Source organism: Bradyrhizobium sp. Ai1a-2, assembly GCF_000426245.1.
In the GTDB taxonomy this organism is placed as follows: Bacteria; Pseudomonadota; Alphaproteobacteria; order Rhizobiales; family Xanthobacteraceae; genus Bradyrhizobium.
Genome location: NZ_AUEZ01000123.1, coordinates 1 through 12960, shown reverse-complemented (window position 1 = coordinate 12960; position 12960 = coordinate 1). Strand labels below are relative to the sequence as shown.

The 12960-nt window shown below is 56.7% G+C and carries 11 protein-coding genes and 1 pseudogene; 6 read left to right on the top strand and 6 right to left on the bottom strand.

Translation table 11 applies throughout. From position 1 onward, the window contains the following. Positions 1–279, top strand: a 279-nt coding sequence (locus K288_RS0140010; protein ID WP_027584470.1) for a plasmid pRiA4b ORF-3 family protein, incomplete at its 5' end; no start/stop codon positions are given. Positions 280–565: 286 nt separating this feature from the next. Here K288_RS0140010 and K288_RS51445 read toward each other — a convergent pair. Continuing rightward, entirely contained in the window at positions 566–1594 is a 1029-nt protein-coding gene (locus tag K288_RS51445; RefSeq protein WP_084800073.1) for a hypothetical protein, read from the bottom strand. Next, positions 1591–2589 carry a hypothetical protein gene (locus tag K288_RS0139995; RefSeq protein ID WP_152535912.1) on the bottom strand — a complete coding sequence of 333 codons (999 nt, stop codon included), beginning with the start codon at positions 2587–2589 and terminating at the stop codon, positions 1591–1593. The genes K288_RS51445 and K288_RS0139995 overlap by 4 nt, the downstream gene beginning before the upstream one ends. Positions 2590–2751: 162 nt before the next feature. Here K288_RS0139995 and K288_RS53075 point away from each other — a divergent pair, with 162 nt between their 5' ends. Continuing rightward, positions 2752–3945 (top strand): hypothetical protein, encoded by a 1194-nt coding sequence (locus K288_RS53075; protein WP_152535911.1) that lies wholly within the window; start codon positions 2752–2754, stop codon positions 3943–3945. Between the two features lie 259 nt (positions 3946–4204). Continuing rightward, the gene (locus K288_RS0139980; protein WP_027584466.1) at positions 4205–4405 is read left to right on the top strand and encodes a hypothetical protein; all 201 of its coding nucleotides are present in this window, start codon (positions 4205–4207) and stop codon (positions 4403–4405) included. 144 nt (positions 4406–4549) lie between these two features. Here the strand turns inward: K288_RS0139980 and K288_RS53070 are convergent, their stop codons facing one another. The 4 genes from K288_RS53070 to K288_RS0139955 form a co-directional block, all read right to left on the bottom strand. Continuing rightward, positions 4550–4846 carry a hypothetical protein gene (locus K288_RS53070; RefSeq protein WP_152535910.1) on the bottom strand — a complete coding sequence of 99 codons (297 nt, stop codon included), beginning with the start codon at positions 4844–4846 and terminating at the stop codon, positions 4550–4552. Between the two features lie 40 nt (positions 4847–4886). Next, complete coding sequence (locus K288_RS0139970) at positions 4887–5639, bottom strand: hypothetical protein (RefSeq protein ID WP_027584465.1); 753 nt, start codon at positions 5637–5639, stop codon at positions 4887–4889. Further along, a complete protein-coding gene (locus K288_RS0139965) occupies positions 5636–6376 on the bottom strand; it encodes a hypothetical protein (RefSeq protein ID WP_244443438.1) in 741 nt (246 codons plus the stop codon). Before K288_RS0139965 ends, K288_RS0139970 begins: the two co-directional genes overlap by 4 nt. Positions 6377–9133: 2757 nt before the next feature. Continuing rightward, entirely contained in the window at positions 9134–9316 is a 183-nt protein-coding gene (locus K288_RS0139955) for a hypothetical protein (protein WP_027584463.1), read from the bottom strand. A 128-nt stretch (positions 9317–9444) separates the two neighbouring features. Between K288_RS0139955 and K288_RS0139950 the strand changes: the two genes are divergently transcribed. The 3 genes and pseudogenes from K288_RS0139950 to K288_RS0139940 form a co-directional block, all read left to right on the top strand. Then, entirely contained in the window at positions 9445–10626 is a 1182-nt protein-coding gene (locus tag K288_RS0139950) for a patatin-like phospholipase family protein (protein ID WP_043162017.1), read from the top strand. A gap of 108 nt (positions 10627–10734) precedes the next feature. Continuing rightward, positions 10735–12501, top strand: coding sequence for a PQQ-binding-like beta-propeller repeat protein (locus K288_RS48235; protein WP_051335005.1), 1767 nt, complete (start codon positions 10735–10737; stop codon positions 12499–12501). A 113-nt stretch (positions 12502–12614) separates the two neighbouring features. After that, positions 12615–12866 (top strand): annotated as a pseudogene (locus K288_RS0139940) (IS110 family transposase); the annotation flags it as partial. Positions 12867–12960: the final 94 nt, after the last annotated feature.

Here is a 12960-nt window from a genome sequence, read left to right as displayed (position 1 = left end):
AAGCTCGAAAAATGGTTCGAGAACACCACGACGGAGGGACTTCCCTTCTTGCTCGAGGCCGCCGGTCGTTGTCCTCCGGAAGACGTCGGCGGTGCGCCGGGTTATGCCGAATACCTCGAAGCCATCAGAGACCCCGCCCATCCGGACCACGAACATATGCGCCTCTGGGGTCCGGAGCGGTTCGATCCCAACGTCGTCGACCGGAAGGCGCTCGAAGCCGCCGTCAACGCGTTGTCCGACACATGGAAACCGCGGCGACGCGCCACGCGAACAAAATAGGCGTCAAGCGCCATTCAAGAGGGCCGCAGAGCTCCGCTTACGCTAATGGTGACCCATATTGCGACCGAGATGAACTCAATATCGTACCCAGTGGTTTCGTCGACGCGCGCGATGCTCTGAAGATTTCTCCCGCGAACTCGCTGCAATCCACTCATTCGTGACAAATTATTTCCCGGTCATCATTCGTAACATGGTAGATCACGCCTCTCGACAGATGAGTGGCTTGCAGGTCCAAATAACCTCGCCTCCGGCTAAGGCTGAAACAAAGATAGCATTCCGCAACAAACTAGCGGCGCTTTCGTTCCGTTCGCGCAGTCGTACGCTCCCGTATAGCCAGTAGCTCAGCGTAATCCAAAGCTTTCAAAAGCGATGCAGGCATGCCCCGGCGCTCAAACTCAGCTTTAGCCTGATCAAACATGACGTCCGGAACATAAAAGGCTCGGACGGATTTCCAGAGCGGTCCCTTTCGCGTGCCTGCAATCTTGCGGATTACGTGAGAGTGAGGACTCATTGAGCCATTTCGCAACGTAACTTCCTTCGCGAAAGCCGGATTGATTTTTTCTAAGTATTGCACATCGTCTTCGGTCAGCGGGTCATCTACGTCCATATGACCTTCCATCAACCCCGAAACGATTCTCCATTCACGTTGGAGGTAGTAGTGCGTATCATGATCCAGGCTGAGCAATTCGGGACGTGTCGAGTCAACATGATAAAACATGTTCGTCATGAATTGAATCGAGTGCAACAAGTTGGAAAAACTTACTTTTGAACCAAGAAGATGATCAACAATCAAATCAATCGCGGAAAAGCGCATTTTCCCGCTTCGACGTTGGGTTTGGACCTCAATTTCCAGATCTTTCCGGTCGCGATTTTGTTCAAATATCGTTTGGAGACCGACGAGCTCTTCTAAGAGAATTGCCACATCTCGAAGTTGATGCACTAGTTGGTTACCAATAATGCTGACTTCGCGAAGATTGTGCTGCGCATCAACTAACGGTTGGGGGACATATATAACTGGAAATGCACCAATCTCTCTCAAATCTTCAACTTCGAACTCCAGCGAATATGCGCCGAATGCAGCAGAGTGATGTAAGATTTCGCTCGCGATCAGGAATGTAAAGCAGCATCTCAGCTGGTCGACGGTAGAGCCAGAATGGAAATCAATGTTCGTTTGCGTGACGAACGGAAAGCGAATCTTTTCGTGCGTAAGTATTAGGCCCCGATCTAGTATTGAGACTAGGACTTCCCAGCCAACATCGAGTTCATTCTTGCTTGACGACGCAAACCGCGGGAACGAGTGATAGAGCGCGTTCATTGCAAACGTGTTCTGCGTATACTTTTCGGCATCTGCGCAATTGGGATGTTCACGAGTTCTGCCTTGTTTGATTCAACTTCATTTAGGAAAGACTCCCAATTTGCCGGGCAACTTTCTTTGATATACCGAAAGAAGGCCGCAAACTTTGAGATCCTGTAGATACTATCGTATATTGTTGGGTTGGTTCTTCGCACGAGCTCCGTATTTTTTACCTCATCAAAGATCTGACCGGAGCCGTCAGCTTTCTTACGAAGAAGCAACCAATACGGCACGCCAGAAATCTTCAAGTCCGATCCGTCCAAACCGAACTTGAAATCGACATCCCTGTCGACAAACATCATTTGGCTGAAGCCCCTGGAAAAAGAAAGAATTGGCTTAACTTGTGACCAAGCGGCCTGCGTGTCCGCTGAAGGTTCTAACTGCGGATAACCGGGTATCCTATTTTCGAAGAGAATGTGGGCGCGGGGAAATTCTTCCATTTCCGCTACATTGTCCAAGAGGAACAGATTCACTCCGACCAAATTGTCTTGAAATGCACGATGGTATTTGGACCTACCAACGTCCGTGTAGAGTGCCGCTTCTCCGTCATTTATGAACTGGACCAGCGGGAGCATTTCCCAGTCGAAAATGTAAGCTCGCCCCTGCTTGGCTCCAAATTTTGCCCTTAGACGTGTGCCGTCTGAACCTTTGGCATCAATTTTTAAATCTGGGCATTTCGCGATGTCATTAGATGCTGGCGTCGCTGTCGCGGTAAACATCACGCCCCCCACAACAGCCATTGTCCGAGGATCGGTAAACGCATCCCTCTTCGATACGTCCGGAGGAGCAAAGAATGAGAACGTCGCGACTTTTTGGAATGGATCGGCGGCGGTAATTCCGAGCCTGGCAAGCGCTCCTTCTCGATAACGTACAGCTAGCTCAGCACTCCAAGCCGACCAACACACCAACCACGCAAAAAAGAGGCCGCTAAAAAAGCGATACGGTGACTTGATCATGATATCCGCCCAATTTTTTTCAGGCCGCTCGGTGCAGCCCATCAATCAATTGCGCGAGGTTACAACTTCAAATGGCAGTTGAAAATAGGAAGGTTGAAGATCATAGTCTGAGTTCTAGCGCGCAAGTATTTAAGCACCTGTCGTTTAGCCGCTGGGTGGGCCATGTTTGGGCAAGCAGACCTTATTTCTTTCGCAGTAGTTGTAGCCGTTTTACTTGGTCTTTTCCTCGCGCCCCTCTGGTTGAACCGAGATGAGCTTCCGGCAGGCCCAAGTCAAAACAAGTGCATTAAACACAAAACGGATCGCAACAATGACCCGCGGTTAATTGCCCGACCGGATGATACGATCAAGATCATTCGACTTACTAACTCCGGTGAATTTGTGGACCGCTGTGAGCTTACGAATGTCTTGTACGAGCTAAACTGGGACCGGCCCAGGCCGGAGGGGTCATTCGGCGTAGCCACCAAACCATGTGCAAAGAAGCTGCCGAAGCTAGCGATCCTGTACATTCATGGGTGGAAGCACGATGCTGTTCCAGATGATCGGGATCTTCAGAACTTTACTCGATTGGTGCTTGATCTTCGGACAATCCACGCAGGACAAAAGTATGTCGTTGGAATTTACGTAGGCTGGAACGCAAGTGCCAGATTGCCCGGATTTCTCGAGAATATCTCTTTCTGGGTAAAGAAGAAGAATGCTGATCGCATTGCCCAAAGTGCAGTCGTAACAAAGATCGTCAGCGCGATTGGATCAGTCACTAAGAGTGAGCCAGACAGCCTGGACCAATTTGTCGCTATTGGCCACAGTTTTGGTGCTCGTATGCTTTTCTCCGCTACCGCTCAGTCCTTGGTTTACGAGACGGAACGTGCTCATCCCGGTTTTCCCGGAGGAGAGTACAAGTTGGTCGAAGGAGCAGCCGACGCGGTAATCCTTCTGAATCCAGCATTTGAAGCTTCTCGGTATACCGCGATCGATGACATCACACGCAAGGACGAGCATTTTCAAGTCGTTCAACCTCCGTTGATGATCACCGTGGCAACTGACAACGATTGGGCAACTAAGCTTGCGTTTCCGGTGGGGCAATGGCTCGGATCTTCCAGGTCGCAGCGAGAACTAACGACGCTTGGTAATTATCCGCCTTACTCCACCCACACCTTGCTTCCTTACGTCGGTGAGAAAGCTGAGTCAGAAACATCGGTGTTGACGCAGGATTTCTACGCAGCAGGTTTACATCTCACCAGACGACAGCGCGACGAGGAACGACGCGTGGTGCACGCCGTACAATCCGTTCCTGGTTGCTCAAACGACAAATGCGGTAATCGACGGTCACAATGGAATTTGGGGACCAAGATTTAGAGCTTGGCTTGCGGAACTGATCCGCTCCCTTGAGGCTCGAAACGAACAGGTAGCCGTTGAAGAAGAAAGGAATCCGACCGACCGTCCGCCCTATCGCAGCCAAAGGCCAGGCTCAAAGTTGCATGACTTCGAGCGTTAGACAAAGTTCTTTGAAGAACGTCGCAAACGCAGAAGTCTATTCAGAGAAAAAGCGGCAAGCCTCGACACGGCCAGGACGTCGCGACGCCTTGACGCCCGCCACGGATGCGGCGCCAAAACGGTGTCCAGTTCGCCGGCAGCTAACCTGTTCATCACCGAAAAGAACGTACTCACTGCGCGATCCGGCGCCGAACAGCAGGATCTCCAGGAGCAACAGTTGCGAGACTTCCTCCCCGGACGCGAGATTCGCATGCTCGGGCTCGATACCATCCCGCGCGGAGGCGGCGGCATTCGCAGCCTGACCCAGCCGGTGCCCGCCTGATGCGCGGTTTGCGCGGTGCTGCATTAGCGCTTGGGATTCGCGGTAGCACCGGCCAGTCGCAAAGAAGGCACTTGAGGATGACACTCGATCTTTCTCGACTAGTCTAGCTCCCCGGTCTCGCGGGCGGCCGATCGCCTGACACCATCATGGTCTGAACAAGATCAAGACGATTGCGCGCGCGGTCACAGCTTTATCGAATCCCTCGTACAGATCGCCAATGGCCAGACCGAACCCGCCGCGAACCGGATCGAGACCGCGCTTGCCGGCGCGCTCTCGCTGTCGATCAACCTCGCTGCCGGCTCCGCAGGCATTGGGAAGGTCACCGATGCCATTGTATCGAGAAATTACTTGCGTCGTTCGAAAAGCCGCTGAATTCCTGGTGATCCGGATCCTGAAACTCGCTGCCCCGTTTATTGCGAAGCGCAAAGCGCTGGTCGCCAAGGGCAATCCCGAGTTCTCCAGCCGATCGGGCCGATAGGCTCTACGGCGGTTCCGTGAGCCACGCTTGATCCTTAGGGCGAAGCTGACCTACGGCCGCCGGTGCAGGGTCGCGGCGCTGGAAACTCATTTCCACCCGCCCCCACGTCCCCTTTGTCGTGTCGTCGTTCGGCTCGCGGCGCTTGTTGGTCCAGTACTGACCACGCAGCACCCAGCCCTCAGGATCAACACTTTCGTCGTTCAGATCGAGGAAGAGCGCGCCGCTGTGGTCCTCACCATGATCGACGGTGGGGATCACGGTAAGGGCGCGCTCCACCCCGAAGGAGCTGTAGTAGGCGACGTAGATGCGCACGGAGTCGGTATCCGTGCGTTTGAGAGTCGCGGCGAGCGTCCGGCCGGTGCTCTGATTGCGGATCAACGTCATTCGAAGCCCACGAAACGAATGATCTACCGCCACCACAGTTGTGAACCGAGGCCATTCGGCGGGGCGCTGGATGGCGTACCACGTACCCGAGAAGTCCGGAAAGTTGATGACGCCGAGCTTCCGGAAGATCGGCTGTCGCCAGCCCCATGTGGTGAACAGCCAGAAGACCGCACCAGTGATCGCTAGGGCGCCCGCTGCGGCTTCGCTAAGCGGCCCGACGGCGGCATAAAGGGCATGCACAAATTTCCAAGAAACCTCGAGCGGAAGCGGGTCGATCTTCGTCTGTGCCCACCAGAGCTTCGCTAGAAACGCGACGACGAAGCAGATTCCCAGTCCGTGGATAAGACGCCGCCAGTTCGCGAGCCCGTTCACTGCGAGATCGCCTGGACGATAGCCTCGAAGCGCGACTTCGATGCTCTATCCTTGGGCAGGCCCGGGAACCCTGTCTCGTCGTCGCGCCAGCCACGCCTGCCGATGACCGCGCTCACCGCACCTGCAATGTCGTCCATCTCGGTCGCGCAGGACAGCTTCTGCTCCAGCATGGCAACGAGACCGTAGGCGTCGCCCGCCTCTGCTGCCGCTTCCGGATAAGCCTCGAGCGGCCGTTCGAAATATTTTCTCATATCCTCGTTCACATGACGTCGCTGCCCGAAATGGTCCCGAAACCTTTGCCGCAGCCTTTCTAGGCTGCCGTCGGAAAACAGCACCGGCCGCTCGCGGGCTGTGGCGAAAGCGATCTCAGCAAGCGTCCCGCGGCTGCCACCGAATGCGACGACTACGTCGGGCGTCCGGCCGTTGATGACGTTTCGTATATAGTGAGGCTGGCCGGTATGCAGAAACAACCGTCGGCCGCCCTCGGCGTAGTCCCAGTGGATCGCCGAAGCGGGCAAGATACCGATCAGGCGGCACGTGGCGGGTGCCACCTCTGCAGCACCGAGCATCGACCCGTCCTTGACTTCTCCCTTGCGCTCAACCGTTGCTCTCGGCAGCACCTGGCCGCCAGTCAGCAAGATCCATTCTCGCTGCGCGATTACCCTCCCCAGCGCGACGCTGGGCTCGATCTGCCCATCGCCCCCGATTACGCCGACGATTGCTCGACGCCCAGGCATCCACATCGTCCCGCTGCCGCGCCAACAGTCTAAAGCGGCTTCTCGCCAATTGGAAGTTGAGGGAGCAGCAGTTTGGACGCAAGCTGGTAACACACCCGGCTACTCGCATCTCAATCCCACTAACGTGCCACCGGAAACAATCTGTTTGATCCGCCGCTAGGCTCTACTGAGTGTCAATTGGCTGCTAAATTTTGGACGCCGAATAACAGCCGGCTCGCCAAGTCGTGGATGAAAGGTCGTCGGCGGGTGTCCGTGAAGGGCCAAAAAGCTGACTTCGACTAATCGCCGCTTTTGGATGCTGCCGAACCGCTACCTCCACGAAGTGCTGAAAATTAATGGCTTTTCCGGCCGCATGGCGGAGAGAGTGTCAGTCAACTCTCATTGAAAGATAAAGCATTTTTGATCTTCTTGGGCCAAAACCCACCACTTAAGCTACGGGCGAAGATTAGCGTTTTCGCCTCCTATCTTTCATGGAATCCGTCGTGGCTCATCCAAGCATTGGCCCAGCCTTCAATTTCCGTCGGCGGCGGGCGGCAGGGTTGTTGGCCTATTCCCTCCGAAGGCGAAGGCCACACGTTCGAATCGTGTCGGGTGCGCCAGTTTGGAAGAAGTGGCCTTCCGACGCGCCGCGCCGTACATACCTGAATCTGACCTACCAAGTGGCCGCCAGCACGGGGCGCCTATCAAGTCATCCGTCGTAGCCACGTCGAACGATGCGTTCCACCGACCAGCTGAGTGTCTCGTCCAGCCAGTCGTGGATCCTGGCATAGGTCAGGCGCTTCGCACCAACCTGACAATGGGCGCCGGCGCCCTCACTTCTGGTGAAACGCATCAGCACTAGATAGCGTAGCGCCCTCAGTTCCATGGTGGGACACGCTTGGCCGCGCGCACGGACCTAGTGTTCGGCCGCGCCTCGGCGACGTAGCCATTCGGCAAACGTCACTGCCGGTCGGCCAAGAACATCGGCCGCAGTCGATGTGACGTACCACCGTCCTTCTCGCACGCTCGCATAATACTCGGGTACAAACTCAACCAGGAACGGCGGAAGCCCCATTGAGGTCATCTCGTCGCGCGCGACCGCGGGTGCGATGTCGACGAACCGCGTTCATTTACCCGTCGAGCGACTTGGCGCATGTATTGCAAGCGCTGCGTCACAGGCCTCGCAGAACCTGCTGTGATCCGGCATTTCTGTACGGCAGCTCGGACACTCCATAAGTACACCCTTCCATCATGGAAGAGGTCGGGGCGGCAACGGGCCCGTCGGGCGGTCATGCTGGCTCTAAGCCAGTACAAGTGTATCGGGCGCAGTCCTGGTAAACGTTCTGACATTCGAAGGCTGGCAAACTGCTTCAGCGACGGTAGTCGGCGGTAATCGTGCACGACAGGTATTTAGGCATTGCTGCTTAGCCGTCTGAGCGCCTGCCAAGGTATGAGAGGCGTGATCGGCGTCACGCGCAGCCGCCGACGGACCCGACATTGTCGTGATGGCAAGCGCAGCCAGTAGCTCGACCCGAATACTCCTCGTCGTGCGCATGGTTCCCTTTGTCGATAACCGGCGCGAACGCGCAATCTGAGCCCGTACCAGAACCGTGCGCTATGCACATTCGGCATCTTGGCACCCGCTCTCGTGCCTTGAGAAAAAGGTCGACGACTGCGCGCCAGTTCAGGTGCGCAGCAACAGAATTCTGCGCACGATTTTCGCGGAGGTGGCCTGGACTACTCTTCAGATCTTCCAGCATCGATAATCTCGATGATCTACTTGCAAATCTCCTGGTGCTCGCTGAGAAGAATCTGAAGGGCTGTGCTCAGCTCCAACAGGCAATGGTTGTTTTCGGCTGCTGCCCAGTTATCGGTAAGCACCTCTGCCTCTTCGACCAGGTCGTTACGATCCGCTTTCGAGGCAGGCGATCCCGAATAAAGTTCGCGGCTCAAGCATGAGACAATCTCGTCGAATTTGGCGTCTCGCTCGAGGCGGAGCTTTTCCAGCCTGGTTTTGGGAGTCTCGTCGCTCGTTGTGCTGCCGGCATTGGATCAACAGGCTCGGGGTCTGCCCGACACGGGCCAGCTTGAAAGGGCAGACCCGATAACGTAGGGAGCGGAGGATGTCCTTTTTCTCCAACCTGGCACATCAAATTTCCGCAAACGCCACAGATGCTCCGCGGCACTCCTCTTTTGTCTCGGTCGTGCAACTCGTCGAAAAGATACGCGGCTATCACATTGCGCGGATCGACAAGGGCCCGTTCGCCACGGAAGCCGTACAGACTGAACTAGCCGGCGTGCTCCTAAGCGCTGCACAGTATGGGCGATCTCTCATCCACGCCGTATGCTGGATAATGCTTTCATGGAGCGTTTCGGCTTACCACCGGCGCTCTACATGAAAATTCAGCGATTGAACGTCGCGCGACACGATTTGCTTAGAGAGCATGAACCGTCAATGAGCATTGCTGATGTCGCAAACAAATGGGGGTTCTGGCACCTGGGTCAATTTGCCCGGGACTACCGAAACTGGTTTTGCGAACTTCCTTCGACGACCTACAAAAGGCACCATACAGCTGCGCCGTAGCGAATAGCTCGGACTGTCACAATTCCTGGCGCCCGACGGCATGCGCCAAAGCGTTGAATTAGCGAAAATTTTCGAAGCGCGGGCGCGCGCTCCAAGCGTTGCGGGATTTTGATGTTGCCCCGAATGGACGCGCGATAGCCTTTCCGCCACTGATGAGACACGCCTGCAAGACTCGTCGGATTTTGCCGCATCACTCAACGGAGGTTCTGCACGACAAACCATTCCTGAAAAATGGAGGAAGCGGTCATGAAGACGAAACGAAAGTTTTGGCTCGATTTGCCGGCCGGGCACTGGTCGGGCTGCTTGCCGCTGCCACAGTGGCGAGCGTGCCAGCGGCCGCGCAGCACAGGACGACGCACGGTCTCAAGCTTCGGCAAGCGCTCGTCTTCAGTGGACCCAACCGAGCCGCACGTGAACCCGCATGGAGCGCGTTGAGCACCGGAATGACGGCTTCAACGACGCGTGGGATGGTGGAGCAACGTACAGTAAGCACAGGAGGACCGTAATGCCCAACCGTCAGCCTTTGCTGCGCAAGACCCATATCACGACTGAGCGCCCGCCGTTCGAGCGGATCGCACTGGTGCTGCAAGGCGGCGGTGCCCTTGGGGCCTATCAGGGCGGCGTTTACCAGGCCCTGGCGGAGGCCAATCTGCATCCCGACTGGGTCGCCGGCATTTCGATCGGAGCGATTAATTCAGCGCTTATTGCCGGCAATCCGCCGGAAAAGCGTGTCGAGAGGTTGCAGGAGTTCTGGGAAACCGTCAGCAGCCCTCCTCTGGGAATACCTTATTTTCGTGAGGCAAAGCTCGAAGACGAGTACGCCCACAAAATCGTCAACCAGTTGCGCTCATTCTTCATCCTGCTCTTCGGCGCGCCCGGTTTCTTCAAACTCCGTCAGCCGCCGCCCTACCTTTATCCGTCCATGAACCCAGCAGATATGAGCTACTACGATACTGCTCCACTCAAAGCCACGCTCGAACGCCTGGTGGATTTCGACCTGATAAATGCCGGAGCAACTCGCTTCAGTGTCGGCACTGTGAACGTCCGCAACGGCAACTTCGTCTATTTCGATAACGCCACCGACCAGATCGGTCCGCATCATGTGATGGCCAGCGGCTCGTTGCCTTCCGGCTTTCCAGCTACGGAAATCGAGGGAGAATTCTACTGGGATGGCGGCCTCGTCTCCAACACCCCGTTGCAATGGCTGCTCGACAGCAGCCCCAGGCAGGACACCCTCGTTTTTCAGCTCGATCTGTGGAGCGCGCGCGGCGAACTACCGCGCGACTTGATGGAGGTTGAGGTGCGTCAGAAGGATATCCGCTACTCCAGCCGCACGCGGAGCGCGACCGATCAATTCAAGAAATTGCAAATGGCTCGCCAGACAGCCGCGAAACTGCTCAAGAAGCTACCCAAGGACCTGCTGCAGTCGACGGAGGGCGAAAGGCTGGCGGATCTCGCTGACGAGAAAGTCTACAATATTATACAGCTCATCTACCACGCCAAGAATTATGAAGGTTGCTCCAAGGATTACGAGTTTTCCCGCCGCACGATGACGGAACACTGGAAGGCCGGCTACAACGATGCGGTTCGCACGCTTCGCCATCCGGAGGTGTTGCAACGCCCAGACGAAGTGAATGGCGTCTTTACCTTCGATCTCGCCAAACAAGATCGCGGAGTGGCTGGATGATTGGATCCAACACATTTCGCCAGAAGCAAGAGTACCGAAAACGGAACGAAGGGAACATCGGCTCGGATGCGCGTGCCCGGAGGTCTTCTGCGCGGAAGGAGGTTCCACATGAACAAGGCGATGAAGATTGGTCTCGCAATCATAGCCGTCGTCGGTGTTGTGGTCGCAGGCGCGATCTACATGAACTGGAACAGGTTCGTTCCAATCGCTGCCATGGGGATCAATTATGTGCGCTATCTTAACGCGCCCAAAGGCGAGCTGACGGTCGAGACTGCGCAAGGTTTCGATGGCACGCCGGCGACGAGCACCTCACGATCACCGACCAAGGATGCCGGCGACTGGCCGAGCTACAACAAGACGCTCACTTCCGACCGCTTCTCGGCTCTGAACGAAATCAACCGGGAGAACGCTGGTCGGCTTGAGATGCTCTGCACCTACGATACAGGCATTTATACCGGCTTCAACACAGGGCTCCTTGCCGTAAACGGCGCACTGCTGTTCTCGACACAATTCGACACTTTCTCGATCGACCCGGCCACTTGCCGCGAGAATTGGCGCAAGCGTGAGAGCTACACGCCAGCGACGCCGCAGGCCGTCAACCGCGGCGTCGCCTATCTCGACGGCCGGATCTTCCGTGGGACACAGGATGGTCGCGTGCTCGCGTACGACTTCAAGACCGGTGATCGCCTATGGGAGACCGCAATCGCTGATCCGAAGAAGAGTGAGAGCGCGCCCGCGGCCCCGATTGCTTGGAACGGATTGGTCTTCATCGGCAATGCCGGCGGCGATTTCAAGGGCGTGAAGGGGCGCATGTATGCGCTCGACGCTCAGACTGGGCGGATCGTTTGGGAGTTCTATCTCGTGCCAAAGCAGCCGGGCGATCCTACCCGAGGCCCAGAGGGCGCTTCGCCACTCAACACGTCAAGTTGGGACATGGCGCGCGGCCAGCCGATCTCGGGGGGCGCTACGTGGACCTCCTATTCGCTCGATCCCGATACGGGGCTGCTCTATGTCCCGGGTGGCAATCCATCGCCGGACTTTGAGGCCCCGGTGCGGGGCGGGGGGAATCTCTACACCGACTCAGTCGTTGTCCTCGATGCGCGCACCGGCGCCTACAAGGAGCATTTCAAGATCGTTCCCAAGGATTGGCACGATTGGGACGTATCCGGTGCGCCCGCAATTGTGACGACCGCCGCCGGCAAGCGGATCATGCTTGTTGCACCCAAGGACGGCTATCTCTACGGCTTCGACCTCAACACGAAGGAGATGCTCTATCAGCTTCCGGTCACGACGATCGAGAACGCCGACGTACCTTTCTCGCCACAAAAGAGCGTGCATTTCTGCCCTGGCTCAATCGGCGGTGCCGAATGGAACGGGCCGGCCTACAACCCGCAGAACAATCTCGTCATGATCGGTGAGGTTCAATGGTGCACAACCGTAAGGGTCGATCCCGTCAAGGTCGCCGAACAAACGCCGAATTACACGCCTTGGGGGGGCGAGGATTCAATCAATCCGTTTAACATGTGGGGCAAGGCGGATCCCGCGTTCGATTGGGCGGGATGGCTCTACGCCGTCGACGCGGACAGCGGAAAATGGCGTTGGCGCGCGAAGACCAATTATCCCGTTCAGAGCGGCGTTGTGCCTACAGCCGGCGGCGTCGTCTTCTTCGGCGACATGGGCGGCAATTTCTATGCGCTGGACGCAGATACGGGCCGCAAGCTCTGGGGCAATAAGATCGGTGGCGCGGTCGGCGGCGGAGTTATCACCTTTCAGACGCCGCAGGGCCAGCGCGTCGCCGCCGCGACCGGGCTGACGGAGGTGCTTTGGCCAACCGAGATCACAACCGCCAAGGTGTCAATACTTGGATTAAAGTAAGACGGTTGCTAACCGCCTCACGGCCCGATGACGGACGGTAGTAGGAGCGGGTGCCCCAATCCCTTAGTTCTCTCGATCGCCTTCCGGTTTGAGAGCTTGAATCACGCACGCGCCTGGCCAAACACAACGCTGGCCGGAACTCGTTCCACATCATCGGCCAAGATCGGCGTAGAGCCCCGGTGCTGCGCCAGAATTGGTCGCGTGCCCAGGTGGAAGCGCGGCTTGCCAACCTGCCGCCGTGCTTCATCGGCATCGAGGCCTGCACTGGGACGCATCATCTCAGTCGCAAACTTCAGGCGCTCGGTCACGATGCCCGGCTGATGCCGGCGAGATACGTGCGGCCGTATCGCAAAGGTGAGAAGAATGTAAGCGCGAATTTCTCCGCACCTTTTGCTTTTGAGTGCTCTGATGCATGAGGTGTCCACCAAAATAGGTGGACACCTTGTGATGAGCGACGAT